The 26,026-nt window shown below is 74.8% G+C and carries 23 protein-coding genes; 14 read left to right on the forward strand and 9 right to left on the reverse strand.

Annotated features, from left to right (window positions below):
- Positions 1–1,620: a helix-turn-helix domain-containing protein gene (locus tag RTG05_RS09595; protein WP_315912498.1), complete on the reverse strand. Its 1,620-nt coding sequence runs from the start codon at positions 1,618–1,620 to the stop codon at positions 1–3.
- Between the two features lie 51 nt (positions 1,621–1,671).
- Positions 1,672–2,616 carry a prolyl aminopeptidase gene (gene pip, locus RTG05_RS09600; protein ID WP_315912499.1) on the reverse strand — a complete coding sequence of 315 codons (945 nt, stop codon included), beginning with the start codon at positions 2,614–2,616 and terminating at the stop codon, positions 1,672–1,674.
- Positions 2,617–2,663: 47 nt separating this feature from the next.
- Between pip and RTG05_RS09605 the strand changes: the two genes are divergently transcribed.
- Both RTG05_RS09605 and RTG05_RS09610 read left to right on the forward strand, forming a co-directional pair.
- Complete coding sequence (locus tag RTG05_RS09605; protein WP_166528443.1) at positions 2,664–3,410, forward strand: SDR family oxidoreductase; 747 nt, start codon at positions 2,664–2,666, stop codon at positions 3,408–3,410.
- A gap of 88 nt (positions 3,411–3,498) precedes the next feature.
- Positions 3,499–4,389 carry a DMT family transporter gene (locus RTG05_RS09610; protein ID WP_166528444.1) on the forward strand — a complete coding sequence of 297 codons (891 nt, stop codon included), beginning with the start codon at positions 3,499–3,501 and terminating at the stop codon, positions 4,387–4,389.
- Positions 4,390–4,458: 69 nt separating this feature from the next.
- On the opposite strand, the gene RTG05_RS09615 is transcribed toward RTG05_RS09610, so the two are convergent.
- The 5 genes from RTG05_RS09615 to RTG05_RS09635 form a co-directional block, all read right to left on the reverse strand.
- Positions 4,459–5,334, reverse strand: a complete 876-nt coding sequence (locus RTG05_RS09615; protein ID WP_166528445.1) for a universal stress protein — start codon at positions 5,332–5,334, stop codon at positions 4,459–4,461.
- A 55-nt stretch (positions 5,335–5,389) separates the two neighbouring features.
- Positions 5,390–6,190, reverse strand: coding sequence for a DUF998 domain-containing protein (locus RTG05_RS09620; RefSeq protein ID WP_166528446.1), 801 nt, complete (start codon positions 6,188–6,190; stop codon positions 5,390–5,392).
- Positions 6,178–6,618 (reverse strand): hypothetical protein, encoded by a 441-nt coding sequence (locus tag RTG05_RS09625; protein WP_166528447.1) that lies wholly within the window; start codon positions 6,616–6,618, stop codon positions 6,178–6,180. Before RTG05_RS09625 ends, RTG05_RS09620 begins: the two co-directional genes overlap by 13 nt.
- A 6-nt stretch (positions 6,619–6,624) precedes the next feature.
- On the reverse strand, positions 6,625–6,825 hold the full coding sequence (locus tag RTG05_RS09630) for a hypothetical protein (RefSeq protein WP_166528448.1): 201 nt from the start codon (positions 6,823–6,825) through the stop codon (positions 6,625–6,627).
- A gap of 71 nt (positions 6,826–6,896) precedes the next feature.
- On the reverse strand, positions 6,897–7,211 hold the full coding sequence (locus tag RTG05_RS09635) for a hypothetical protein (RefSeq protein WP_315912500.1): 315 nt from the start codon (positions 7,209–7,211) through the stop codon (positions 6,897–6,899).
- 180 nt (positions 7,212–7,391) lie between these two features.
- Between RTG05_RS09635 and RTG05_RS09640 the strand changes: the two genes are divergently transcribed.
- Positions 7,392–9,224 carry an ExeM/NucH family extracellular endonuclease gene (locus RTG05_RS09640; RefSeq protein ID WP_315912501.1) on the forward strand — a complete coding sequence of 611 codons (1,833 nt, stop codon included), beginning with the start codon at positions 7,392–7,394 and terminating at the stop codon, positions 9,222–9,224.
- Positions 9,225–9,249: 25 nt separating this feature from the next.
- Here the strand turns inward: RTG05_RS09640 and malQ are convergent, their stop codons facing one another.
- Positions 9,250–11,139, reverse strand: coding sequence for a 4-alpha-glucanotransferase (gene malQ / locus RTG05_RS09645; RefSeq protein ID WP_166528450.1), 1,890 nt, complete (start codon positions 11,137–11,139; stop codon positions 9,250–9,252).
- Between the two features lie 195 nt (positions 11,140–11,334).
- Between malQ and RTG05_RS09650 the strand changes: the two genes are divergently transcribed.
- On the forward strand, positions 11,335–12,324 hold the full coding sequence (locus tag RTG05_RS09650; protein WP_315912502.1) for a tripartite tricarboxylate transporter substrate binding protein: 990 nt from the start codon (positions 11,335–11,337) through the stop codon (positions 12,322–12,324).
- A gap of 6 nt (positions 12,325–12,330) precedes the next feature.
- On the opposite strand, the gene RTG05_RS09655 is transcribed toward RTG05_RS09650, so the two are convergent.
- Complete coding sequence (locus RTG05_RS09655; RefSeq protein ID WP_166528451.1) at positions 12,331–13,245, reverse strand: LysR substrate-binding domain-containing protein; 915 nt, start codon at positions 13,243–13,245, stop codon at positions 12,331–12,333.
- Between the two features lie 122 nt (positions 13,246–13,367).
- Between RTG05_RS09655 and RTG05_RS09660 the strand changes: the two genes are divergently transcribed.
- The 10 genes from RTG05_RS09660 (at position 13,368) to RTG05_RS09705 (ending at position 25,550) form a co-directional block, all read left to right on the forward strand.
- On the forward strand, positions 13,368–13,868 hold the full coding sequence (locus RTG05_RS09660) for a tripartite tricarboxylate transporter TctB family protein (protein ID WP_166528452.1): 501 nt from the start codon (positions 13,368–13,370) through the stop codon (positions 13,866–13,868).
- A gap of 1 nt (position 13,869) precedes the next feature.
- Positions 13,870–15,459, forward strand: a complete 1,590-nt coding sequence (locus RTG05_RS09665) for a tripartite tricarboxylate transporter permease (RefSeq protein ID WP_166528453.1) — start codon at positions 13,870–13,872, stop codon at positions 15,457–15,459.
- Positions 15,456–16,424, forward strand: coding sequence for a tripartite tricarboxylate transporter substrate binding protein (locus tag RTG05_RS09670; protein ID WP_166528454.1), 969 nt, complete (start codon positions 15,456–15,458; stop codon positions 16,422–16,424). Before RTG05_RS09665 ends, RTG05_RS09670 begins: the two co-directional genes overlap by 4 nt.
- A complete protein-coding gene (locus RTG05_RS09675) occupies positions 16,408–18,111 on the forward strand; it encodes a thiamine pyrophosphate-binding protein (protein ID WP_166528455.1) in 1,704 nt (567 codons plus the stop codon). The genes RTG05_RS09670 and RTG05_RS09675 overlap by 17 nt, the downstream gene beginning before the upstream one ends.
- Entirely contained in the window at positions 18,108–18,773 is a 666-nt protein-coding gene (locus tag RTG05_RS09680; protein WP_166528456.1) for a 3-oxoacid CoA-transferase subunit A, read from the forward strand. Before RTG05_RS09675 ends, RTG05_RS09680 begins: the two co-directional genes overlap by 4 nt.
- Positions 18,770–19,435 carry a 3-oxoacid CoA-transferase subunit B gene (locus RTG05_RS09685; protein WP_166528457.1) on the forward strand — a complete coding sequence of 222 codons (666 nt, stop codon included), beginning with the start codon at positions 18,770–18,772 and terminating at the stop codon, positions 19,433–19,435. The genes RTG05_RS09680 and RTG05_RS09685 overlap by 4 nt, the downstream gene beginning before the upstream one ends.
- A 13-nt stretch (positions 19,436–19,448) precedes the next feature.
- Complete coding sequence (locus RTG05_RS09690) at positions 19,449–20,438, forward strand: tripartite tricarboxylate transporter substrate binding protein (RefSeq protein WP_166528458.1); 990 nt, start codon at positions 19,449–19,451, stop codon at positions 20,436–20,438.
- A gap of 42 nt (positions 20,439–20,480) precedes the next feature.
- Positions 20,481–22,148 carry a putative bifunctional diguanylate cyclase/phosphodiesterase gene (locus tag RTG05_RS09695; RefSeq protein WP_166528459.1) on the forward strand — a complete coding sequence of 556 codons (1,668 nt, stop codon included), beginning with the start codon at positions 20,481–20,483 and terminating at the stop codon, positions 22,146–22,148.
- Between the two features lie 191 nt (positions 22,149–22,339).
- Positions 22,340–23,947, forward strand: a complete 1,608-nt coding sequence (locus RTG05_RS09700) for an HNH endonuclease signature motif containing protein (RefSeq protein ID WP_166528460.1) — start codon at positions 22,340–22,342, stop codon at positions 23,945–23,947.
- A gap of 1,057 nt (positions 23,948–25,004) precedes the next feature.
- Positions 25,005–25,550 carry a DUF6221 family protein gene (locus RTG05_RS09705; protein WP_166528461.1) on the forward strand — a complete coding sequence of 182 codons (546 nt, stop codon included), beginning with the start codon at positions 25,005–25,007 and terminating at the stop codon, positions 25,548–25,550.
- The last annotated feature ends 476 nt before the right edge of the window (positions 25,551–26,026 follow it).

A 26,026-nucleotide genomic window follows, 5' to 3' on the forward strand; every position in this document is an offset into this window, starting at 1 on the left:
TCAGTCGTGGAAGACCTCGATGCGGGCGCCCATCTCCACCAGCCGCTCGTAGAGCTGCTCGTAGCCGCGGGCGATGATGTCGACGTTGCGCAGCACCGACGTCCCCTTGGCCGCGAGCATCGCCAGCAGGATGCACACCGCCGGGCGCAGCGCCGGCGGGCAGACGACCTCGGCGCTCGACCAGTGCGTCGGGCCGCTCACCAGCACCCGGTGCGGGTCCAGCAGCCGGACGTCGGCGCCGAGCCGGGTGAGGTCGGACAGGTGGATTGCCCGGTTGTCGTACACCCAGTCGTGGATCAGCGTCGAGCCGGTGGCCGCGGCCGCGATGACGGCGAAGAAGGGCAGGTTGTCGATGTTCAGGCCCGGGAACGGCATCGGGTGGACCTTGTCGATCGGCGCCTTGAGCTCCGACGGGGAGATCGTGACGTCGACCAGCCGGGTGTGCCCGTTGTCGGCCCGGTACTCCGGGGACAGCGTGTAGCGCAGCCCCATCTCGGCGAGGGTGGCCAGCTCGATCTCGAGGAACTCGATCGGCGCCCGGCACACGGTCAGCTCCGAGTCGGTGACGATGCCGGCGGTCAGCAGGCTCATCGCCTCGACCGGGTCCTCGCTGATCGTGTAGTCGACGTCGGCCTCGATGACCGGCCGGCCGCGGACGACGAGGGTGGTGGTGCCCAGCCCCTCGACGCCGACGCCGAGCAGCTGCAGGTACAGGCACAGGTCCTGGACCATGTAGTTGGAGCTGGCGTTGCGGATGGTCGTCGTCCCGTCGGTGCGGGCCGCGGCCAGCAGCGCGTTCTCGGTGACGGTGTCGCCCCGCTCGGTGAGCACGATGGTGCGGTCGGCGGTGGCCGGCGCGGTGACCCGCGCGGAGTAGCGGCCGCCGCGGGCCTCCACCTCCAGGCCGAAGGGCCGCAGCGCGATCATGTGCGGCTCGACGGTGCGGGTGCCCAGGTCGCAGCCGCCGGCGTAGGGCAGGTCGAAGACCGGCGCCCGGTGCAGCAGCGGGCCGAGGAACATGATGATGCTGCGGGTGCGGCGGGCGGCGTCGGCGTCGATGCCGGCCAGGTCGAGTGAGTCGGGGACGACGAGGGTGAGGTCGCGGCCGGCGCCGTCCCAGGTCGCGGACACGCCGATCGAGCGCAGCACGTCGAGGATGCGGTCGACCTCGACGATGCGGGCCACGTTGCGCAGCGTCGTGCGCCCGCGGTTGAGCAGCGCGGCGCACAGCAGGGCCACCGCGGCGTTCTTGGAGGACTTGACGGTGACGCTGCCGCGCAGCGGCACGCCACCGGTCACCCGCAGGTGGGTGGGCCCGGCCGGGCCGACGCGGAACAGCTCGCGCTCCAGGGCCTCGGACAGCCGGCCGAGCAGCTCCAGGGTGAGGTTCTGGCCGCCCTGCTCGATGCGGGCGACGGCGCTCTGGCTGGTGCCCAGCCGCTCGGCGAGCTGCTGCTGGGTCAGTCCGCGGTGCCGGCGGGCGTCGCGGACGAGTTTCCCGACGCGGTGCATGGCGCTGGACTCGTGCGCGGGGTTGCCGGCGCTGGACTCGTGCGCCGGGGTGCCGGCGTCCGGCGCGGGGGCCTCGGTGGTGGGCGTGGGCGGGGAAGGGGCCGTCACGAGGGCACACGGTATCTCGCATGTGAGATGCCGCGCGTGTCCGGGCGGCGCTCAGTCGACGGCGAGGCGGGCCAGGGCGGCGTCCAGCGCCGGACCGGCGGCGGTGCCGTGGCCGCCGCCCTCGACGACGACCAGCTCGCTGCCGGGCCAGGCGCGGTGCAGCTCCCAGGCGACGTCGGGTGGACCGCTCACGTCGTACCGGCCGGTGATCAACGTCGCCGGGGTGCCGGCGAGCCGGCCGACGTCGCGCAGCAGCTGCCCGTCGGGGAGGAACGCCGCGTTCGACCAGTAGTGGGTGACCAGCCGGGTGAGCTCCAGCCGGGCGTGCGGGTCGGCGAACCTCCGGTTGGGCCGCCAGTGCGGGTCCAGGGAGACGTGCACGTCCTCCCAGGCGCACCAGTCGCGGGCGGCGTCCTCGCGGACGCGAGGGTCGGGGGAGGACACCAGCCGGGCGTAGGCGGCGGCCAGGTCGCCGTCGCGGTCGGCCTCCGGCACGCCGTCGCGGAAGCGGGCCCAGGCCTCCGGCCAGATGCGGCCCACGTCCCGGGTGACCCACTCGACCTCCCGCCGGGTGGTCGTGGTCACCGCGAGCAGGACCATCCCGGCCACCCGCCCCGGGTGGGTCTCGGCGTAGGCCAGCCCGAGCGTGGTGCCCCAGGAGGCCCCGACCACCGTCCACCGGTCGATGCCGAGCAGCTCGCGCACCGCCTCCATGTCCGCGACCAGCGTGGCCGTGGTGTTGCCGGACAGGTCGGTGGTGGGGTCGGCCGCCGACGGGGTGCTGCGGCCGCAGTTGCGCTGGTGGATGACGACGACCCGCCACACGTCCGGGTCGAGCAGCCGCGCCATGCCGGCCGAGGGCGCTCCCGGGCCGCCGTGGACGACGACCGCGGGCCGACCGTCCCGGGCCCCGCGGACCTCCCAGTGGACGGCGTGGCCGTGCCCGACGTCGAGCAGACCGGACTGCAGCACGGCGCTCTCCGGGTGGACACCCACGACCGCATCCTGCGCCGGGCGGGTGCGCGGGGCCACACTGCCGTCCCATGGACGTGCTCGTGACGGGTGGGACCGGTCGGCTGGGCCGTCGGGTGGCCGCGCAGCTGCAGGACGGCGGCCACCGGGTGCGGCAGATGTCGCGGCGGGGCACCGGCCCCGGCGGGGTGCGCGGCGACCTGGCGACCGGCCGCGACCTGCGCCACGCACTGGCCGGGGCGGAGGTGGTCGTGCACGCGGCCAGCGACCCGCGCGGCGACCCCTGGCAGGCCGACGTCGCCGGCACCCGGCGGCTGGTGCAGGCGGTCGGGCGGGACCGGCTGCGGCACCTGGTGTACGTGTCGATCGTCGGCGTCGACCGCGTCCCCTACGGCTACTACCGCGCCAAGTTCGCCGCCGAGCAGGTGCTGCTGGCCTCCGGGCTGCCGGTGACGCTGCTGCGGATCACCCAGTTCCACGACTTCGTCGACGAGCTGCTGGCCACCGCCCGTCGCGGCCCGGTCCTGCCGGTGCCGATGGGCTGGCGGGTGCAGCCGGTCGACGTCGACGAGGCCGCCGTCCACACCGCGCAGGTGGCCGCCGGGCTCCCCGCCGGAGACGTCGTGGAGTACGGCGGGCCTCAGGAGCTGACCGCTGCCGACGCCGCCCGCGCCTGGGTGGCCGCCCGCGAGCCGGGCACCCGGGTGGTGGCCACCCCGGTGCCCGGCCGGCTGTCCGCCGCGGTCCGCGACGGCGCCGCGCTGCCCACCCGGGGCCCGCGCGGACGGCGCACCTACGCCGAGCACCTGCGCTCCTGACCGCAGCAGTCCTGCCGCCTTCCGCAGCAGGGAGGACGACGTCCGGGAGCCGCCGGTGACCGGTCCGGGGCCGACCTAGGGTCGGCGCGTGCCCAGCCGCTCCACCGTCCCCCTGCTCGCCGCGGTCGCGTTCACCGTGCTGGCCTGGGCGTCGGCGTTCGTCGCCATCCGCGCGGTGGGCGCCGACCTCTCCCCGGGCCCGTTCGCCCTGGGCCGGCTGCTGGTGGGCACCGCGGTGCTGGCCGTGCTGCTGGTCCTGGCCCGGACGCCGTGGGTGGCGCCCACCGGCCGCGAGTGGGCGCTGCTCGCCGTCTGCGGGGTCGGCTGGTTCGGCGTCTACAACGTGGCCCTGAACGCAGCCGAGCGGCACCTGGACGCCGGGACGACGGCCATGCTGGTCAACGTCGGGCCCATCCTCATCGCCGTCCTCGCCGGGCTGTGGCTGGGCGAGGGCTTCCCGCGGTGGCTGGTCACCGGCCTGGCGGTGGCCTTCGGCGGGGTGCTGCTCATCGGCCTGGCCACCCGCGGGGCCGGCACCGACGTCGTGGGCGTGCTGCTCTGCCTGGCCGCCGCCGCCACCTACGCCGTCGGCGTCGTGGCGCAGAAGCCGGTGCTGCGCCGCCTGCCGCCGCTGCAGGTCACCGCCGTCGCGTGCGCGGTCGGCGCGCTGTGCTGCCTGCCGTGGGCCGCGGCGCTGGTGACCGAGCTCGGCGCGGCGCCGGCCGGGTCGGTCGCCGGTCTGGTCTACCTGGGCGTGGTGCCGACCGCGCTGGCCTTCAGCACCTGGGCGTACGCGCTGGCGCGGACCGACGCCGGGCGGCTGGGGGTCACCACCTACCTCGTCCCGCCGCTGGTGGTGCTGATGGGCTGGCTGCTGCTCGGCGAGGTGCCGCCCGCTCTCGCCGTCCTCGGCGGCGCCGTCTGCCTGGCCGGCGTGGCGCTGTCCCGCCGGCGCGAGCGGGTGCGCACCCCGGCCTGACCCCCGATCTGGGGCCGACCGGAGGCCCACAGCGCAGGAAACCTGCGCTGTGGGCCTCCGGTCAGCGGCTCAGCCGGCGCGGGAAGGGACGACGAGCACCGGGCGGTGCGCGCAGTGCAGCAGCGCGCGGGCCACGTGCCCGACCAGCGTCTCCCGGGCACCGCCCCGCCCGCGGCTGCCGACGACGAGGACCGCGGCGCCGCGGCGGGTGGCCTCCTCGGCCAGCGTGGTCGCCGTCGCCCGCGGCCGGCCGGCCCGCCCGGTGCACGGCACGGTGACCAGCTCGGCGCCCTCGACGCCGGCCGGGGCGGGGGAGACGCCCGGCTCCTCGACGGCCACCACCAGCCGCCGCCGGTGCGCGAACAGCTCGGTGGCCGCGGCGAGCGCCCGCCGGGCGGGCGGCGAGCCGTCGGTGCCCACCACCACCGGCCCGGACTCCGCGGCGGCCCACTCGACGGTGGTCATCGGGTACGGGACGACGAGCACCGGCACCGGGCTGGCGGGGACCACCAGCTCGGACACGCTGCCGATCGAGGCCCGCATGCCGCCGAGGCCCCGGGAGCCGACGACCACGAGGTCGGCGTCGAGCTCCTCGGCGGTGCGGGCGAACTGGTAGCCGTCCCCGCCGAAGGTGCGCTTGACCAGTGGCTCGGCCGCCCACCCGGCGGCGCGGGCCAGCTTCGCGCCGTTGCCGGTGAGGCGCTCGGCCTCCGCGCGGCCCTCGCTCTCGATGAGCCGGCCGAGGGCCTCGGGGTTGGCGGCCCGGTCGAAGACGCGGTGCCGCAGCTCGGGGGAGGTGAACGGCGGCTCCCACAGGTGCAGGATCGAGGCGGTGACCGAGGGCAGGAGCACGGCGGCCGCCTCGATCGCGTTCACCGCGCTGGGTGAACCGTCGTAGCCGACCAGGACGCGCAGGCTCCGGACACCGGTGTCAGGTGCGGTCATGGCGGCATCGTCCTCCGCCGGCGCGCGTCCCGGGAGGGCCTGCGGACCCGGTCGTTCAGTCGCGGCGGCGGGTGCGCGCCCAGGGGTCCTCGGGGTCGAGGTCGTCGTCGGCGTCCAGCGGGTCGGCCTGTGCCCGGGTGGAGCGTGGCGGCGCGGACGCGGCCTGCAGGGCGGCGTCCCGCTCGCGGTCGCGCCGGGCCTGCTCGGCGCGCTCCCGGGCGCGCAGCTCGCCCCGGGACGGCCCGCGGGGGGCCTCCGGACGCCGGCCGAGCCACCACAGCCCGGCGCCGGCGACCGCCAGCCCGACCGGGATCGGGTAGGCCGCGGCCCGCTCGGTGCCGCCCTCGCCCAGCAGCGAGGTGACCGCGAGGGCGAAGAAGACCGTCATCGCCGTGCTCAGCAGGCCGAGCACCGCCAGCACCGTGCCGAGGGCCTCCGAGCGCGGCCGGACGGCGTAGGCCATCGCCAGCAGCGCCAGCCCGCCCCCGACGAGGTGCAGCCCGGCGCCGGCCTGGTGCAGGTCCTCCTGCCCGTCCAGCGGGAACAGCCCGACCAGGACCACCCCGACCGCGGCGGCGGTCAGGAAGGTCGAGGCCAGCCGCCCGCCGCGACCGGCCAGCGCCGGGCGCAGCAGGACCGCGCCGGCGCCGATGAGCAGCCCCTGGACGACGAAGGAGGCGTTCATGAGCAGCGGCGCCGCGGCGTCGGAGGCGCCGAGCTCGCTGATGACGTCGTCCGCGCGGTCGTGCGTGCCGCCGCCGAGCAGCTGGGCGACGGTCTCGACGACGAAGAACTGCAGGGTCAGCAGCCAGGCGAGTGCGCCCCAGCGGTGGCGGGTGGGTGTCACACGGTCCATGGTCCCAGCGCACCGGGCGGCAGGTGGGCGAGGACGGCGGCGTACTGCGGCACCGACAGCCAGGAGGGGTTGCTGCCGATCGGCGAGCGGAGCACCTCGGCGTCGTGTACCGCCGGGTCGGCCAGCAGGTCGGCCCGGGCGACGGGGGAGGGCAGCCGGGTCAGCCGCACGCCGAGGACGGGGCCGTCGTCGCGCTCCCCGACCTCGCCGGTCACCTCACCGAGCGCGTGCACGCCCGGGTCGGCGCGGCCGCTGACCCACAGCAGGCAGGGCTGTCCGGGCCGCACCAGGTCCAGCCGGTAGGAGCGCCGGACGCAGCGGGTGAGCTCCCGGGTGCCGCCGGCCGGCCAGTCGGGGTCGATCAGCTCCGGCGGCCGGGTGGACTTGAGCACCCAGCAGGCGACGTCCTCCGGCCCCAGGCGGGCCACCGGTCCTCAGTCGGTGGCGGGGTGCGGTTCGGCGCCGGCGGGGTCGGCGTCGTCGGCGTCCACCATCTGCCGCTCCTGCTCGGTGCGGTGCTGCAGCGCGTCGTCGTTCGGGCGGTCGTGGCCGCCGGCGTGCGCCTGCCGGTCGCGGGGCGCGGACTCGGTGGGGTCGATGACGTCGTCGAGGTCAGGGCGGTCGGGCTGGCTCACGGGGTCTCTCCTCCGTCGTCGGGGTGCCTCGGCAGGGGCCATAGCCACCCGACGGCGGTGGTAACCGGTGCTCAGCGCTGCTCCAGGAGGGCCGCGGGCACCCACGCCTCCACGAGCACCACGCCCTGCGGGCCGGCGACGGCGTAGCTGACCCGGCCGTGCCAGCCGCCGTCGGCCTGCCGCCACTCCACGAGCAGCCCGGGCCACACGCCGGGGGCGCCGGGCGGGTCGTGCACCCAGCAGTGCCGGCCACGGCTGCCGACCGGGTGCGGCCCGGTGCCGGCGGGGGCCGACGGCGGCGGCTGCGGCGGGTCCGCGCCGGACCGCTGCGCCCGCTCCCCGAGCGTGCCGCCGGACCACCGCCCGGGGTGCATGCCGCCAGCCACCGGCAGAGTGTGACACGAGGTCGAACGCGTGTTCGACCTGGACGGTCGGAGGGTGGAGGCACGGTGGTCGGCAGGCGTGAGCCGTCCGGTGGACGGGTACCCGGTACGTCATCGGCCCACCACCGGCGGTCACCGATGTGCCGTCGTCGTGCGTCGGCGCTCCCCCTGGAGGTCCACCCCGTGTTCTCCGCACCCGGCCGGTCCGGTCGCCCGGTGGCCCGCGCCGCCGTGGGCGTCACCGCGGCGTCCCTGGCCGTCGCCGGCCTGACCACCTCCTGCACGGCCGCCCCGGTCGCCTCCCCGGGGGAGGCGGCCGGCTGTGCCGCGCCGGCCACCGCCGAGATCGGCGCGGTCCAGGGCGACGGCACAGCCACCCCGCTGGCCGGGCGGCAGGTCACCGTGCGCGGCGTCGTCGTCGCCGACCTGCCCGGGCTGGACGGCTTCTCCCTGCAGGACGCCGACGGCGACGGCGAGGACGCCACCTCCGACGGCGTGTTCGTCCACAGCCCCGGCGCCGCCGTCGACCTCGGCGACACCGTCGCGGTGACCGGTACGGCGGAGGAGCGCTTCGGGCAGACCCAGGTCGGCGTCGACGCCGTCGTCGCCGTCTGCGCCGAGGGCACGGCCGAGGACCTGCCGGCGGCGACCCCGCTGGACCTGCCCGCCGACGACGCGGCCCGCGAGCGGCTGGAGGGCGTGCTGGTCGAGCCGGTCGACCCCCTCACCGTCAGCGACGTGTTCGGCCTGACCCGGTACGGCGAGCTGACCCTCTCCGAGGGCGGTGTGCTGGTCCAGCCGACCGAGGTGGCCCGCCCGGGCCCGGAGGCGCAGGCGGTGGCCGCCGAGAACACCCTGCGGCGCATCGTCCTCGACGACGCCACCACCGCCGCGACGAGCCTCACGGACCGCCCGTACCTGTCCCCGCAGACCCCCGTCCGGGTGGGCGACGGGCTGGCGTTCACCGAGCCCCTGGTGCTCGGCTACGGCTTCGACGCGTGGCGGCTGCAGCCCGCCGACGGCACCGCCGAGGGCGTCTTCGCCCCGCAGGACACCCGGCCGGCCGAGCCCGGGGAGGTGGGCGGGGACGTGCGGCTCGCGGCGTTCAACGTGCTCAACTACTTCCTCACCCGCGGCGCGCCCGGGCGCGGGGCCACGACCGCGGCGGAGTTCGAGGAGCAGGCCGGCAAGACGGTGTCGGCCATCCGGGGCCTGGGTGCCGACGTCGTCACCCTGATGGAGGTCGAGGACACCGACTCCACCGGCCTGACCCCCGGCGACGCCGACACCGCGCTGGCCGAGCTGGTGGGCCGGCTCAACGCGGCCGAGGGCGCCGACGTCTGGAGCTCCGTGCCGCTGCCCCAGGAGCTCTACGCCGTCGACCGCGACGTCATCCGCAACGCGGTCGTCTACCGGAACGACGTCGTCACCCCGGTCGGCGACCCGGTCGGCCTGGTCGACGAGGCGGCCTTCGACAACGCCCGCGAGCCGATCGCGCAGACGTTCAGCAAGGACGGCGACGCCTTCACCGTGGTGGCCAACCACCTCAAGTCCAAGAGCCCCGGGGAGCCGACCGGCGACAACGTGGACGACGGGGACGGGCAGGGTGCCTGGAACGGCGACCGGGTGCGGCAGGCCCAGTCGCTGGCGGCCTTCACCGCGGGGCTGCGCGCGACCGAGCCGGACGTGGTGCTCATGGGGGACTTCAACGCCTACACCCGGGAGGACCCGATCGAGGAGCTGCGCGCCGCCGGGTACACCGACCTCGGCGAGCGGTTCGACCCGGGCCGGTACAGCTACGTGTTCGCCGGCCTGTCCGGGTCGCTGGACCACGCGCTGGCCACCGCCGAGCTGACCGCGAAGGTCACCGGGGTCGTGCACTGGAACGTCAACTCGGTGGAGTCCCGCGCCTACGAGTACACCGGCGACCCGGCCCTGTACGCCCCCGACCCCTACCGCTCCAGCGACCACGACCCGATCGTGGTGGGCGTGGACCTGCAGGGCGGCGAGGGGTAGCCCACCGGGGCCGCGCCGGACGGCCTCAGGCCGGGCCGGACTCCCCGCCGGGCTGCTCGCCGATGGCGTCCTCCTCCGGGTCGGCGGTCCGGGCCACCCCGTCGGCGAGGGTGCGGGCGACCTCCTGCACCAGCGGGTGGGCGGCCAGGTCCTCCACCGGCACCGGCAGCGGCAGCGACCAGTTGGGCCGGTCGGTGGTGCCGGGCATGTTCGGGCGGCGGCGCTCGCCCACGGCGTCGTCCAGGGTGGCCGACAGGAGCAGCGACGGCGCCCGGGCCAGCAGCTCGTGCGCGTGCCGGACGGCCGCCTCGGGGTCGGCGTCCTCCGGCAGGCCGGGCACCTTCTCCAGCAGCGAGCCGCGGCCGCGCTCGAGCTCCTCGTCGGTGCCGGTGCCGTGCTCCCGCTGCTCGGCGAGGTCCGCGCCGGTCCACAGCCCGGCGACGGTGGGCAGGTCGTGGGTGCTGATCGCGGCCATCGCCGTCTCCGGCCACTCGGCGGGGTCGTCGTCCTCGAACCACAGCAGCCGGTAGCTGAGGATGCCGTGCTCGGCCAGCGCCTCGCGGACGCCATCCTCCACCGTGCCCAGGTCCTCACCGACGACGACGGCCTGCGCGCGGGAGCTCTCCAGCGCGACGATGTCGAGCAGGTCCTCGGCCGGGTAGCGCACGTAGGCGCCCTCGGCGGCGCTCTCGCCCGCCGGCACCCACCACAGCCGGAACAGGCCCATGACGTGGTCGATGCGCAGGCCCCCGGCGCCGGCCATGGTGGCCCGGATGGACTCGACGAACGGCGCGTAGTCCGCGGCGCGCAGCTGCCAGGGGACCAGCGGCGGGGAGCCCCAGTCCTGGCCCTGAGAGTTGAACGCGTCCGGCGGGGCGCCGACGCCGGCGCCCTGGGCCAGCACGTCCTGCCAGGTCCAGGCGTCGGCCCCGCCGCCGGCCACGCCGATCGGCAGGTCCTGGATGACGGTCATGCCCTGCGTCGCCCGCTCCAGCTGCCGGGACAGGCACCACTGCAGCCAGGCGTGGAAGGCCACCTCCTGCTCGTGGCCGGCGACGAACGCGGCGACGGCGTCGCCCTGCGGGTCGCGCAGCTCCTCGGGCCAGGTCTGCCAGTCCGGGCCGTGCACGTCGGCCAGCGCGCACCAGGTGGCCCAGTCCTGCAGCGGCTGGCCCTGGTGCCACCACCAGTCGGGGAAGGCCGGGTCGTGGTCGCCGGTGGCGTCGAAGACCCGCTGCAGCACCTCGCGCTTGCGCGCCCAGATGGCGTCGCGGTCGACCAGGCCGCCCTCGGACAGCGCCCGGCCGGCGTCGGACCCGACGTCGACCGCACCCGCGCCGGACACCTCCTCGACCCGCAGGTAGACCGGGTTGCGGAAGCGCCGGGTGGCCGGCAGGTAGGGGCTGGCCTCCTGCTGCGGGGTGGGTGCGACGGCGTGCAGGGGGTTGATCAGGACGAAGCCGGCGCCCTGGCCGGCGGCCATCTCCCGGACGGCGCGCAGGTCGGCGAGGTCGCCGATGCCCCAGCTGCCGCGGCTGCGGGTGGCGTAGAGCTGCACGGCCCAGCCCCAGGCGCGGTCCTCGGGCACCCAGCACCGGCCGGGGGAGACGATCAGCCGGCGGCGCGGGCCCCCGGGTTCCTGCAGCCAGTGGTAGCCGAGCGGGAAGTCGTCGGGCAGCTCGCCGTCGACGTGTCTGGTGGACCCGTCCTCGCAGGTCACCTCGGCCTGGTCGACCTCCAGCACGTCGCCGGGGCGGGCCACGATGGGGGCGCGGTGCTCGAGGTCGGCCGGCGGGGTGCCGATCACCTCGCGCAGCCGCCCGATGGTGGCCTCGGAGACCTGGTGTTCCTCGTCGAGGGCGTCGAGCCAGGTGGCGTCGATGCCCCACTCGTCGGTGCTGGGAGAGCGGGTCACGCCCCGATACTCCCCACCCTCCCCGCCGCCCACACGGCAGGCCGGACGTGGTGCCGCTCTCCGTCGTCCGGCCCGGCGTGCCGGTGGTCACAGGTGCGTGACGGTTCGCGCTCCGGGGTGACATCCGCCGGGGCGCACAGCAGGCTCCGCAGCGGCGGCGCCCGCCGCCCCGTACGCGTACCCGTGGAGGCCTGCGTGAGATCCCCCCGCCCGACCCTGCCCGCCCTCGCCGCGGTGACCGCCGTGCTGCTCACCGGCTGCGTGGCCGACGAGGCCGAGGAGGGGGGTGCGGCCGCCGAGCAGTACCCGACCGAGGACATCACCCTCTACGTGCCCTACGCGCCCGGTGGGCCCACCGACCTGGCCGCGCGCACCACCGGTGACTGCCTGGCCGAGGACCTCGGCGTGACCGTGGTGGCCGAGAACCGGGAGGGCGCCTCCGGGGCACTCGGCATGCAGGCGATGATCCAGGGCGGCAACGACGGCTACAGCCTGTCGCTGATCGCCGTCCCGGCCTCGGCGACCAACCCGCTGCAGGGCGAGGACGTCGGCTACACCAACGAGGACTACGTGCCGATCGCCGCGGTCACCGAGATCCCCTCGGTGCTCGCCGTGGGGCAGGGGTCGCGGTTCCCCGACGCGCGGGCGCTGTTCGCCGAGGCGCAGCAGAACGCCGGTCAGGTGGACGTCGGGGTGCCCGGCGCGACGACGTCGCAGGCGATGGAGCTGCGTCGGCTGGCCGAGGAGTACGGCGTGGAGCTGTCCCTCGTGCCGTTCAGCGGCAACGCCGAGATGACCACCGCGCTGCTGGGCGGGAACGTCGACGCGGTGTTCATCAACGCCTCCCGCGACGTGCTGACCAACATCGAGGCCGGCCAGTTCGTGCCGCTGGCGATCAGCCCGGAGGAGCGCGTCGACTACCTGCCCGACGTGCCGACGCTGGCCGAGCTCGGCTACCCGGAGCTCACCAACAGCGTGTCGGTCTTCGGGCTGGCCGCCCCCGCGGGCACACCCGACGAGGTGCTGCAGACCCTGGAGGACGGCGTCGCGGCCTGCCTGGAGAAGCCGGAGGTCATCGAGGCCCTCGGGGACCAGTACGTGCCCGACGAGTTCATCGGCCGGGAGGCGTTCCAGGCGCGCATCGACGAGATCGTCGCGGTCTACGGCCCCCTGCTGCAGGAGTAGCCGCCGTCAGGTCCCGCCCGGCCCCGCTCCGGGGCCGGGCAGGACCTCCTCGGCCGTGGCCAGGAACCCGGCGAGCACCGGCGAGGGGTCGCCCTGCCGCCAGGCCAGCGCGATCGGCACCCGCACGTCCACCCCGCCGGCGATCGGCCGGAACACCACGCCCTCGATCTGCAGGGTCTCCGCCGACGCCGGCATCAGCGCCACGCCCACCGCGGCGCCGACCAGCGCGACCACGGTGTGCGTGTCCGGCGCCTCCTGGACCACCCGCGGCGTGAAGCCGGCCGAGAAGCAGGCGTGCACCGCAGCGTCGCGCAGTGCCGAGCCCTGCATGGAGACGTAGCTGACGAACGCGTCGTCGCACAGGTCGACCAGGTCGACCTCGGGCGCGCCGGCCAGCGGGTGGTCCAGGGGCAGCACCGCCGTCAGGGACTCGTTGAGGATCACCCGGCTGGCCAGCGGGCCGGCGGGCACCGGGGCGCGCAGGAAGCCCACGTCGATCTCGCCGTCGATCAGGGCGCTGACCTGCGCGGCGCTGAACACCGACGGCCGCAGCTCCAGCCGCACCTGCGGGTAGCGCCGCCGGTAGGCCCGCGCCATCCGGGGCAGCAGCCGCCAGGTGATGACGCCGGTGACCCCGACGCGCAGCTCCCCGCGCTCGCCCCGCTCGGTCACCAGCACCGCCTCGCGGGCCCGCTCGGCCTCACGCAGCACCCGGTGGGCGTGCTCGAGGAACACCGCGCCGGCGCTGGTCAGCCGCACCTGCCGGGTGGTCCGCTCCAGCAGCACCGCCCCGACGTCGGACTCCAGCTGCTTGACCTGCTGGCTCAGGGCCGGCTGGGCGACGTGCAGCCGGCGGGCCGCCCGGCCGAAGTGCAGCTCGTCGGCGACGGCGGTGAAGGCGCGCAGGTGCCGCAGCTCCACGGGACCTCCATCCATGCGTCAGATGCATCAACGGTGCCTGGATTCGTTATTGGACCATGCACAATGCCGCCCTCTAGTGTCGGGCGTCACACCCGCCCTGCCCGTGACCCGACGAGGAGCCCATGTCCACGTCCACGCCAGCACCGGCGCCGGCACGGCACCCCCGGCCGGTCCGCTCCCAGCTGCGCCGGGTCGCCCCGCTGCTGCTCCTGGCACTGGGGGTGGTGGCCCTGCTCACGGCCAGGGACATGGGCTTCGGGGAGCTCACCGCCCCCGGCCCGGGCCTGTGGCCGCTGGTCGTGGCCGCGCTGCTGACCGGCACCGCCGCCGCGCTGCTGTTCCTCGACCCGGCCGAGGACTACGAGCCCTGGACGGCCGGGACGGCGCGGATCGTCGCGGGCCTCGCCGGCCTGGCGCTGTTCGTCGTCCTGTTCCAGACCATCGGCTTCGTCGTCCCGGCGGCCCTGCTGCTCTTCGCCTGGCTGCGCTGGCTGGCCGGTGAGTCCTGGCGGACGTCCCTGGTCCTGGCCCTCGCCGGCGCACTGGTGCTGCACCTGGTCTTCGTCGTCGCCCTCGGTGTGCCGTTCCCGGCCGGCCCGGTCGACCAGCTGCTGGGCGGGTGACGTGGGGATCACCGACGGCATCCTCCAGGGCTTCTCCGTCGCCCTGGACCCGGTCAACCTGCTCTACGTCTTCGCCGGCGTGCTCATCGGCACCGTCATCGGCGTGCTGCCCGGGCTGGGCCCGACGGCGACGATCGCGCTGCTGCTGCCGCTGACCTACTCCATCGAGCCGGTGACGGCGGTGATCCTGCTGGCCGGCATCTACTACGGCTCGATGTACGGCGGCACGATCACCTCGGTGCTGCTGCGGCTGCCCGGCGAGGCGGCCTCGGTGGTCACCACCTTCGATGGCTACCAGATGGCGCGGCAGGGCCGGGCCGGCCCGGCGCTGGGCATCGCCGCGGTCGGCTCGTTCGTCGGCGGCACCGTGTCGGTGCTCGGCCTCGTCCTGCTCGCCCCGCCGCTGGCCGACCTGGCGGTCTCCGTCGGCCCGCCGGAGTACGTCGCGCTGACTGCGCTGGGCATCCTGCTGGTCACCTACCTCGGCAGCGGCAGCCCGTTGAAGAGCCTGGCCATGGCCGCCGTCGGCCTGCTGCTGGCCACCGTGGGGCAGGACCCGATCACCGGCACCGCCCGGTTCACCCTCGGCTCGGTCGAGCTCCTCGACGGGGTGGACTTCGTCGCGGTCGCGATGGGCCTGTTCGGGGTCGGGGAGATCCTGCACAGCCTGGAGCGCACCGAGAAGGTGCAGGCGGTCACCCAGCGGATCAAGGACATCTGGCCCACCCGCCGGGACTTCCGGGACTCCTCCGGCGCCATCGCCCGCGGCTCGGTGCTCGGCTTCGTCATCGGCGTGCTGCCCGGCGGCGGCGGGGTCATCTCCTCGCTGGCCTCCTACGCGATGGAGAAGCGCCGCGCCCAGGACCCCACCCGGTTCGGCAAGGGCGCCATCGAGGGCGTCGCCGGGCCCGAGACGGCGAACAACGCCTCCTCCACCTCGGCGTTCATCCCGCTGCTGACCCTCGGCATCCCGGCCAACGTGGTGCTGGCGCTGATCTTCGGTGCGCTGCTGGGGCAGGGGATCGTTCCCGGGCCGCAGCTGATCAGCGACGAGCCGGAGATCTTCTGGGGCGTCATCGCCTCGATGTTCATCGGCAACCTGATGCTGCTGGCCCTCAACATCCCGCTGGTCGGGGTCTTCGTGCAGCTGCTCCGGGTGCGGGCGGGCATCCTCGCCGCCTTCGCCCTGCTGGTCACCATGGCCGGCGTCTTCTCGATCAACAACGACTCGTTCGACATGTGGGTCGTGCTGGTCTTCGGCCTCATCGGCTGGCTGATGAAGAAGACCGGCTTCGAGCCCGGCCCGCTGGTCCTCGCCTTCGTGCTCGGCGAGATCATGGAGCGGGCGTTCCGCCAGTCGATGCTGATCTCCGGCGGCAGCCTGGACGTCTTCGTCACCCGCCCGCTGTCCGGCGGCCTGCTCGCCGTCATGGCGCTGGTCGTCGTCGTCAGCCTGGTCACCGCCCGCCGCCGGCGCGCCGCCTTCCGGCACGTCGACCCCGAGGGCGAGACCGGCCCCGCTCCCGAGCCGGCCCCCGAACCGCGCCGCACCGCCGACACCGACGTCCCCTCTGCACCCGGAGAACGATGAGACCCCTGCGCCCGCTCGCCGCCCTGCTGGTCACCGCCGCCGCCCTCACCGGGTGCGCGCAGGACAGCGCCACCGTCGCCGCCGCCGAGTACCCCTCGGAGGAGATCCGGTTGATCGTGCCCTACGCCGCCGGCGGCCCGACCGACATCGCGGCGCGGGCGCTCGGCGCGCACCTGGAGGGGGAGCTCGGCCAGCCGGTCGTGGTGGAGAACCTGCCCGGGGCCTCGGGCGCCACCGCCTACGTCGAGCTGGTCGGCGCGCAGCCGGACGGCCACACGCTGTCCATGACCGCGCTGCCGACGGCGGTGCTCAACTACCTGACCAACGACGTCGGCTACACCCGCGAGGACCTCCAGCCGGTCGGCGTGGTCACCCGGGTGCCCTCGGGCATCGTCGTCCCGGCCGACTCCCCGTACCCGGACCTGGAGGCGCTGTTCGCGGCGGCCCGCACGGACCCGCAGGCGGTCAGCGTCGGGACGCCCGGCGCCACCAACACGCACGCCGCGGAGACCCGGCGGATCACCGAGCTCTACGACGTGCCGCTGACCGTGGTGCCCTTCGACGGCAACGCGGAGGTGCAGACGGCGCTGCTCGGCGGCAACGTCACCGCCGGGTTCATGAACCTGTCGCAGGACGTGCTGCCGGCCGTCGAGGGCGGCCAGCTGCGGGTGCTGGCCGTCGGCACCGAGGAGCCGCTGGACTACGTCGACGCGCCCACGTTCGTCGAGGCCGGCTACCCGGAGCTGACCCAGAGCACCACCACCTTCGGGCTGATCGCCCCCGCGGGCACGCCGGAGGAGGTGGTCACGACCCTCGAGGACGCCCTGCGCAGCGCCGCGGAGGACGCCGCCGTCGTCGAGGCCCTGGACGCCCGCTACGTGCCCGAGGAGTTCCTCGGCAGCGCCGAGCTCGCCGACCTGTTCACCGAGACCGAGGAGACCTTCCGCGATGTCGTCGGCGACTGAGGCACCACGGGCTGGGGCCGACGCGGGAGCCCGCCCGGTCACGGGCGCGGACGCCCTGGTCGCCGCGTGGCAGGACCTGGGCGTGCAGACCGTGTTCGGGCTGCCGGGGGTGCACAACCTCGCCGTCTGGGAGGCCGCCGCGGACGCCGGGCTGCGGGTCGTGGGGGTGCGGCACGAGCAGGCGGCCGTCTACGCCGCCGACGGCTACGCGCGGGCCACCGGGCGGCTGGGCGTCGCCGTGGTCACCACCGGCCCGGGGGCGGCCAACACGCTGGGCGCCACCGGCGAGGCGATGGCCTCCGGCGCGCCGGTGCTCGTCGTCGCGACCGACATCCCGTCGGCGCTGCGGCGCCCCGGGGTGCACCGCGGCGTCCTGCACGAGACCCGCGACCAGGCGGCGATGTTCGCGCCGGTCACCAAGACCACCGTGGTGACCGCGGGGGCGGGCGACCTGTACGCCGACACCGTCCGGGCCGGCGCGGCCGCGCTGCGCCCGTCCACCGGCCCGGTCTACCTCGGCGTGCCGACGGACCTGCTCGGCGCCCCGGCCGACGCCCCGGCCCGCGCGGCGGTGCGGCCGGTGCCCGACGCGCCCCTGGACGCCGGCGAGCTCGCGCGCGCCCGGGAGCTGCTGGCCGCCGCCCGCCGCCCGCTGGTGTGGGCCGGCGGCGGGGCGCTGCGCTCCGGCGCGGGGCAGCTGGTCGGTGAGCTCGCGCAGCGGCTGGCGGCCCCCGTGGTCACCACCTTCGGCGGCCGCGGCGTGCTGCCGCCCGACCACCCCTGCCTGGTGCCCGGCCCGCCGCACGTCCCCGCCGTCGGCCGGCTGTGGGACGAGGCGGACCTGGTGGTCTCCCTGGGCAGCGACCTGGACGGGACGAACACGCAGAACTGGGCGATGCCGCAGCCACCGGTCCTGCTCGCCGTCAACGTCGACCCCGCCGACGCGGGCAAGAACCACCCGGCCGACGCCACCGTCACCGGCGACGTCACCGCCGCGCTGACCGCGCTGCTGCCCGGCCTGCCGCAGCGCGACGGGCTGCCGGCGCTGCGCGGCACCCTCGACCGGGTGGCCGACGAGGTGCGCGCGGTGGTGCGCACCGACGAGCCGCAGGCGCAGGGGCTGCTCGACGCGCTCGACGCGGTGGCCGACCGCACCGGGGTGCTGCTCGCCGACATGTGCATCGCCGGCTACTGGGCGGCGGGCTTCGCCCGCGTGCCCGGGCCCCGCCGGCTGGCCTTCCCGCTGGGCTGGGGGACGCTCGGCTACGCCTTCCCGGCCGCGATCGGGGCCGCGCTCGCGGGCCGCGGCCGCGCCCTGGTCCTGATCGGGGACGGCGGGTTCCTGTTCGCCTGCGGCGAGCTGGCCACCCTCGCCCAGGAGCGGCTGCCGGTCACCACCGTGGTCGTCGACGACGGCGGTTACGGGATGCTGCGCTTCGACCAGGTGCAGGCCGGCGTCCCCACCCGCGGCGTGGACCTGACCACCCCGGACTTCGTCGCCCTCGCCCGCTCCTTCGGCGTCCCCGCCCGCTCCGTGGACGGGTTCGGGCCGGACTTCGCCGCGGCCCTGGCGGACAGCATGGCGGGGGACACGGCGGGCCCGGACGTGCTGGTGGTCCGCGCCGCGCTCACCCCGCCGCCGTCCACCTCGCCCCGCTGGTACCGGCGCCGGCAGGCGGCACCGTGATCGACAAGCGGGTGGCCACCCTGGCCGATGCGGTCGCCGGCATCGCCGACGGCGCCACCGTGCTGGTCGGGGGGTTCGGCAACTCCGGCGTCCCGGTGGAGCTGGTGCACGCGCTGCTGGAGCAGGGCGCCCGCGACCTCACCGTGGTGACCAACAACGCCGGCAGCGGGGAGAGCGACGTCGCGGCGCTGATCCGCGAGCGGCGGGTGCGCCGGATCATCTGCTCCTACCCGCGCTCGGCCGGATCGGTGTGGTTCGAGCAGTTCTGGCGGGCCGGGGAGATCGAGCTCGAGCTGGTGCCGCAGGGCACGCTCAGCGAGCGGATGCGCGCGGCCGGGGCGGGCCTGGGCGGCTTCTTCACCCCGACCGGTGCGGACTCGCTGCTCGCCGAGGGCAAGGAGGTGCGCGTGCTCGACGGCCGCCGGCAGGTGTTCGAGCGGCCGCTGCCCGCCGACGTGGCGCTCGTCAAGGCCGACCGCGCCGACCGCTGGGGCAACCTCGTGTACCGCACCGCGGCGCGCAACTTCGGCCCGACGATGGCCACGGCGGCGGCGCTCACCGTGGTGCAGGTGCGGGAGTTCGTCGAGCTGGGCGCGCTGGACCCCGAGGCCGTGGTGACGCCGGGCATCTTCGTCGACCGCGTCGTGCGGGTGGCCCCGTGAGCGGGCTGTCGCCGGTCGAGGTGGCCCGCCGGGTGGCTCGCGACATCCCCGACGGCTCCTACGTCAACCTGGGGATCGGCATGCCGACCCTGGTGGCCGACGTGGTGGGCCCGGACAAGGAGATCGTCTACCACAGCGAGAACGGCGTCCTCGGGATGGGACCGGCCCCGGCCCCCGGCGAGGAGGACTGGGAGCTGATCAACGCCGGCAAGCAGCCGGTGACCCTGCTGCCCGGCGGGGCGTTCTGCCACCACACCGACGCCTTCGTGATGATGCGCGGCGGGCACATCGACGTGTCCGTGCTGGGCGCCTTCCAGGTGGCCGAGAACGGCGACCTGGCCAACTGGGCGACCGACGAGGCCGCGCTGCCCCCCGCCGTGGGCGGGGCGATGGACCTGGCCGTCGGCGCCCGGCGGGTGCTCGTCGTGACCACGCACACCACCCGCGACGGCCGCCCGAAGCTGCTGGACCGCTGCACCTACCCGCTCACCGCCGCGGCCGTCGTCGACCGGGTCTACACCGACCTCGCCGTCCTCGACGTCGGTCCCGCGGGGTTCGTCGTCCGGGAGGTCGCTCCCGGGGTCACCCCCGAGGCGCTGCAGGCGGTCACCGGCGCCCGGCTGACCTTCGCGACCGACCTGACCGTCGTCCGGCCCGACTGACCTGGAGGTCCCGATGCCCCGTCCCGCCCGCACCCTCGCCGTCCTCACCGTGCTCGGCCTGCTCACCGCCTGCGCGGAACAGGGCGGTGGTGGGGACGGCGGGACGGCCGCGGCCCCGGCCGACTACCCGACCCGGGAGATCCGGCTGCTCGTGCCCTACGCCGCCGGCGGCCCGACCGACCTGACCGCCCGCGCCTACGGCGCCTCCCTGGAGGAGCAGCTGGGCCAGCCCGTCGTGGTGGAGAACCTGCCCGGTGGGTCGGGGGCCATCGCCACCCAGGAGCTCATCGCGGCCGAGCCGGACGGGTACACCCTGTCGCTGGTGACCGCCGGGACGATGGTGCTCACCCCGCTGGCCAACGAGGTCGGCTACACCAAGGACGACATCACGCCGATCGGGGTCATGTCCGAGGTGCCGTCGGTGCTCGCGGTCGGCGCGGACTCCGAGTTCGCCACGGTCGAGGACTTCGTGGCCGCCGCCGAGCAGCGGCCGGGCGAGCTCACCGTCGCCGTACCGGGCGCCTCCACCCCGCAGGGCATCGAGCTGCAGCGGCTGGCGGGGGACTACGGCGTCGAGGTCACCCCGGTGCCCTTCGACGGCAACGCGGAGATGACCACGGCGCTGCTCGGCGGCAACGTCGACGCCGTCCTCATCAACGCCTCCTCCGACGTCACCGAGAACATCGACGCCGGGCAGTTCCGGCCGCTGGCGGTGTCCAGCGAGGAGCGGCTGCCCTGGCTGCCGGACACGCCCACGCTGGCCGAGGCCGGGTTCCCCGAGCTCACCCTGTCCGGGTCCACCTTCGGGCTGGCCGGCCCGGCGGGCCTGCCCGAGGAGGTGGTCACCGTGCTGGAGGACGCGCTGCGCACCGCCCACGACGACCCGGCCGTCGTCCAGCAGGTCGGGGAGGAGTACATCACCGGGGAGTTCCGCGGCGCCGACGAGCTGCAGGAGGTCCTCGACCGCACGCAGGAGGTGTACGAGCCGCTGCTCGGCGGATGATCGGTTGACCCTCCACCGGCCGGAGGGTGCACCGTCGTCGGCGTGCTGACGAGCGGGGGGGTCACCCCTGCGGGTGGGGCCCGCGCGGCGCGGCTCAAGCGGCCGACCGGAGCCGCCGAGACCGACGGGGACGTGCTCTCCGACGGAAGGCCAGCAGTGGACGACGCACCGGCAGGGCCCGCGGCCCGCGGCCTGTGGATCGCGGGGCTCTCCGCGGTCCTGGCGGCGGTGCTCGTCGCCGCCCACCTGGCCGTGCCCCACCTCGCGGCCGGCGACCGCGAGCAGCTGCTCGTGGAGGTGCTGCTCAGCGGCACCGCGGCCGCCGTCGCCGCCGCGTGCGCCGCCCGCCGGGTGCGGCGCACCGAGGCCGACCTCGCCACGCTCGCCTTCTCCGACGTGCTCACCGGGCTGGCCAACCGGGCGCTGTTCACCGACCGGCTGGAGCTCGCGCTGCGCCGCACCGCCCGCAGCGGCGGCGAGGTGGCGGTCGTCTTCCTCGACCTCGACGGCTTCAAGGCCGTCAACGACAGCCTCGGGCACGCCTCGGGGGACCGGCTCATCCGCGAGGTGGGCGGGCTGCTGCAGTCCGCCGTCCGCACCGAGGACACCCTCGCCCGGCTCGGCGGCGACGAGTTCGCCATCCTCGTGGAGCGCTCACCGGGCGTCGAGGAGGCCATCCGCATCGCCGAGCGAGTGCTGGCCGCGCTCGCCGTGCCGGTCGAGTTGGGCGGGCAGCGGGTCACCGTCTCGGCCAGCATCGGCATCGCCACCGGGGACGTGACGGCCACGGCCTCCTCCCTGCTGCGCGACGCCGACGCCGCCATGTACTGGGCCAAGGGCGCCGGCCGTGGCCGCTTCGTGGTGTTCAACCCGCAGATGCGCTCGGCCGCCGCGGAGCGCCGGCAGCTGGAGGCCGACCTGTGGGTGGCGCTGGCCGCCGACCAGTTCCGGCTGGTCTACCAACCGGTCGTGGACCTGCGCACCGAGCGGGTCACCGGCTTCGAGGCGCTGCTGCGCTGGCACCACCCGGTCCTCGGCGTCGTGCTGCCGGAGCGGTTCCTGCCGGTCGCGGAGGAGATCGGGCTGGTCCCCGACATCGGCCGGTGGGTCATCGCCCGCGCGTGCGCGTCCGCGGCCGCCTGGCGCCGCGACCACCCCGCCGCGGCCGACCTGTCGATGGCGGTCAACGTCTCGCCGTCCCAGCTCGGCTCGCCGGGCCTGCTCGACGACGTCCGGACGGCGCTGTCCGCCAGCGGGCTGCCGGCGTCGGCACTGGTCCTGGAGCTGACCGAGTCGGTGCTGGTGCGCGACCCGGCGCTGGCCGCCGAGCGGCTGCACGAACTCCGCGGCCTGGGCGTGCGGGTGGCCCTCGACGACTTCGGCACCGGCTACTCCTCGCTGTCGCACCTGCGCCAGTTCGCCGTCGACATCCTCAAGATCGACCGTTCCTTCGTGAGCACCATCGACGACGCCGAGACGATGCCGGCCATCCTGCGCGGGCTGATCGACCTCGGGCACACCCTCGACCTGGAGATCGTCGCCGAGGGCATCGAGCAGGAGCGTCAGCGCAGCCGGCTGCGCGACGGGCGGGTCGCCCTCGCGCAGGGCTACCTGTTCGCTGCACCCCTGGAGCACACCGACGCCGAGCTGCTGCTGCTCGACCGGGCCGGCACGGCCACCGAGGGCACCGGCACCGTCGCCCCGGCCTGACGTCGCCACCGGCCGCGCGCCGGCGCGATCAGCACGGGCTCCGGGTGCCCGCGTACGGCTGGGTCCGCGTGTGTCGGCTGCGCCGACCTCATGATCGACTGCCGTCCGCGCAGGTCGCCCACCCGACGACAACTCTCATCTTCGCTGGTCAGAGGCGGGAAAGTGTCAGACCCCCCACCTAGGTTGTGGGCATGTTCCCGGGTGGTGGTCTCGGTGTCGGCCTGACGGTGGCCGACCTGACGCTGCCCACCGGTCCGTCACCGACTGGTGCCCCGCCGCTGGGCGAGCTGCCGCCGGTGTACGCCCGCACGGCGGCGGAGAAGGCCGCCGAGCTGCAGCGGGTGCAGGCGTTGGAGTCCCAGTTGGCCGCATACAAGGCCGAGCTGGTGGCCGCCTTCGCTGCCGATCGGCCCGTGTCCTGGGATCAGCGGCCCTGCTGGCCCGGTGCCGCGACGGCCGCCACGGACACCGGTGACCGGCCGGTGGGCGGCGGCGTGGCGGCCGGCTCAGGGGTGCTCGACGGGGTGAGCGAGTTCTTCCCCGACGAGCTGGCCATGACGCTGAACTGCGGGCGGGCCACCGCCACCACGCTCACCGAGCAGGCACTCACCCTCACCGGGTCGCTGCCCGCCACCCTGGCCGAGCTGGCCGGCGGCCGGCTGGACTGGCCCCGCGCCCGCACCCTGGCCGCCGAACTCGGCGCGCCCGTGACCGGCACGGACCCCGCGATCGTGTCCGCGGTCGAGGCCGCCGTGCTCCCGGTCGCCGCGTCGCTGTCGATCCGGATGCTCAAGGCCCGTGTGCGCGACGAACTGGCCGCCCGCGACGCCGCCGCGTCGGACCGGCGACGCGACCAGGCGCACCGGGCGGTCACCGTGCGCCGCCGCCCACTCGGCGACGGGGTCAGCGAGCTGGTCGCCGGGATGGCCGACGAGACCGCGGCCGCCTGCCAGGCCCGGATCGACGGTCTGGCCTGGCAGGCCAAGCGGGCCGGGGACGACCGGCCCATCGGCCTGCTGCGCTCCGGCATCGTTGCCGACCTCATCCTGCGCCCCTGGGCCGCACCGGACCCGGTGACCGTCCACCTGGACGTCCAGGTGCCGCTGGCCGCGCTCACCCCCCAGCGGTTCCTCGACTCCGGCGCACCGCTGCCGCGTGCCTTCCAACCACCGGGCAGCGTGGCCGAGCCGACCGGGGCGGTGGCTGGCACCCCGATCACCGCCGCCCACGTGCGCGACCTGCTGGCCGACCTCGACGCCATCGGCCTGCGCACCCCACCCGGCGGCAGCCTCACCGTGTCCTTCACCGACGACGGCGCCCTCGCGGCGGTGGCCACCCTCCACGAGCTGCGACAGGCGGCCCGAGGCTGCCGCGACCATCCCGGTGCGGACTGCGGCTGCGCGGTGATCGACCGGCCGGCCGCCACCAGCGCCTACCGCCCGACCGACGCCCAGCGGCGGCTGGTCACCACCCGCGATCGCACCTGCCGCCACCCTGGCTGCGACAACCGCGCCGGCTGGGCCGACGTCGACCACGTCCTCCCGCACGCCGACGACGGCCCCACCGACTGCGCCAACCTGTGCTGCCTGTGCCGGCGCCACCACCGGCTCAAGACCCACGCCCCCGGCTGGACCTACGCGATGACCGCCGACGGCGTCCTCACCGTCACCGCACCCAGCGGCGTCCAGCGCACCACCCGTCCGCCGGGCATGCAGCTCACCACCGCCCGCGTCCTCACCCGCCCACCCGGCGCACCCCCACAGGCACTCGATCCCACCGACGACCCACCACCGTTCTAGAGCCGGCCCACCGGCTCAGGACAGCACCCATCCCTGAAGGCGGCCTTAGGGACAGCAGGCAAGGGCCGGATCACTCGTGAGGCTGGCTTCTTCCTGGTCCTGTGGCGATTGCCAGTGCGACTGGAGAGGGTGCGGACATGGAGCGCGAGCGACCTTCGCCGCCAAGAGCGGCCGGAGGCGTCGGCAGGTTCGTGGCGAACCGTCGCCGTCGGCGAGTGTTTGCGGTCGTGTTCTTGGTCGCAGCAGCCCTGCTGGGGCTGGTGCTGGGCGTCGTGGGCGCCGCTTTAATCCGACTCAATCCGCTCATACGCAGACGGAGCTGAACATGCCTCCCGCTTGGTTTCAGAGGATGAAGGCGGACCTTGCTCGTGAGGATCCGAACTACCCTTCCTTGAAGGCGCGCTATGTTGCCATGTGGGCAGCCGGCATCCTGGGTTTGGCGATCGCAATCGGTTCGTGGTTGGTAACCGGGATACCCTTGGGCGCCCGTGTGGTCGCGTCGTTCACCGGGGTATTCGGTCTAGCAGTAGGGCTAAGTGTGGGGCTCCTGCTCAAGCGGACCATGAGGGCTAAGAAGGAGGGCAAGTGAGGTCACAGTGAACGTCCAACGATCAGCTGGTGCCCGTGTATTCACATAGCGTGAGAGGACTATTGATTGGTGCATGTGTAGGAATCCTTTTACTGTTCGCGGCGTTCCTCCTGGACCTAGACTGGTGGTACATTGCGCTCGGCACTCTCGCAACTATCGCGTTCGGATTCGCGGCTGCGCGAAGGATTCGCCAGTAGCCGCCGAAGGAAAGCGGAATCTGCGTGATGAGTCTATGGCTCCTGGGGCGAGCAAACCACCACCATGCAATCGACTCCGGACCGACCAGGGTCGCGACGGGTGTCCCTAAGTGGGCCGCTTGAGGACGCTGCTCAGAGAGAACGGCGGAGCTCGGAAGCGCCCGCTACTGCGGGCCGCTTCAGGCGCAGTCGCCGTCCGAACATGATCGTCTTGAAGGGGCCAGATGCAGCCAGAAGACACCGGCAGTCAGTGAGGCGGCAGGATGACCTTGTGGCGAGCGAGCACGAAGTGCAGATCCAGCTGCTGCAACAGCAGATCGCGGCCCTCAACGAGCGCAGTGAGGCGCTCGCCCGTGAACTAGCAGCTGCCGAGCGCGCACGCCTTGCTGATGAGGCCGCCAAACCATCGTCGTTGGACGAGTTCTTATTACTGCGCATCGCTGAAGACGAGGCAATCGCCGTCGCCGCACAATCGGGACCCTGGAGCTTCGTGCCTGATTCCTCGGGTGACGGCATCTTCGGGCCCTCACACAACGTGGTCGACCCTGGTGGCTACAACGGCCGCTACGGTGCCACGATCCTCCCGCAGGACGGTGAGCACATAGTGCGTTGGGAGCCGGCACGGGTGCTCAGCGACTGCGAGGCGAAGCGAACGATTGTCGAGCACTATCAGTACCTCAGAGACGATTACCTGGACGAAGAAGGACCCGACGCCCCAAGTGTCGACGTCGAGCTCGAGCAGCTCAGGTGGGTGCTGCGCGTCCTGGCCAGGCCTTACATCGGTCATCCCGACTTCCGCGATGAATGGCAGTTCTGAGCGGGCGCACACAGCAATAGAGGCAGCGGACGACACGCTGAACCGTCGTGGCGAAAGATTGGGGCCAGCTGGGCGGCCGTCGACGCAGTGCCCGAGGCCGCGTTCGTGCTGTTGAAAAGTCTCCTCAAGTGGGTTGCTCCGAGACAGCTGACGAGTTCGCCGTCCGTCAGTCCCAGCCGGGGTCGGTGACGCTATCTCGCCGTGACGCGGCCCAGATGATGGCATCGCCAGCTCCTCGCGGTCCGTTCTCCAGCACCTTCACGGTTGAGCAGGGATACCTGGATCTGCATGCCTTGCACTGGCCACGTGCCTCGCTGTGGAGGCTGTAGACCTCAGCTAACAACTGCCGGTACAGGTCGCGCTGACTGAGCGTACTGCGGCCTGCCTCGCCCCGTCTGCCTTCGCCTTCTTGGCCTGGGTCTCGTACTCCGTTGCACGTTTCGCCGCGTGGTCGGCGTACTTCCTGATTCGGGGCT

Source organism: Geodermatophilus sp. DSM 44513, assembly GCF_032460525.1.
Lineage (GTDB): Bacteria > Actinomycetota > Actinomycetes > Mycobacteriales > Geodermatophilaceae > Geodermatophilus.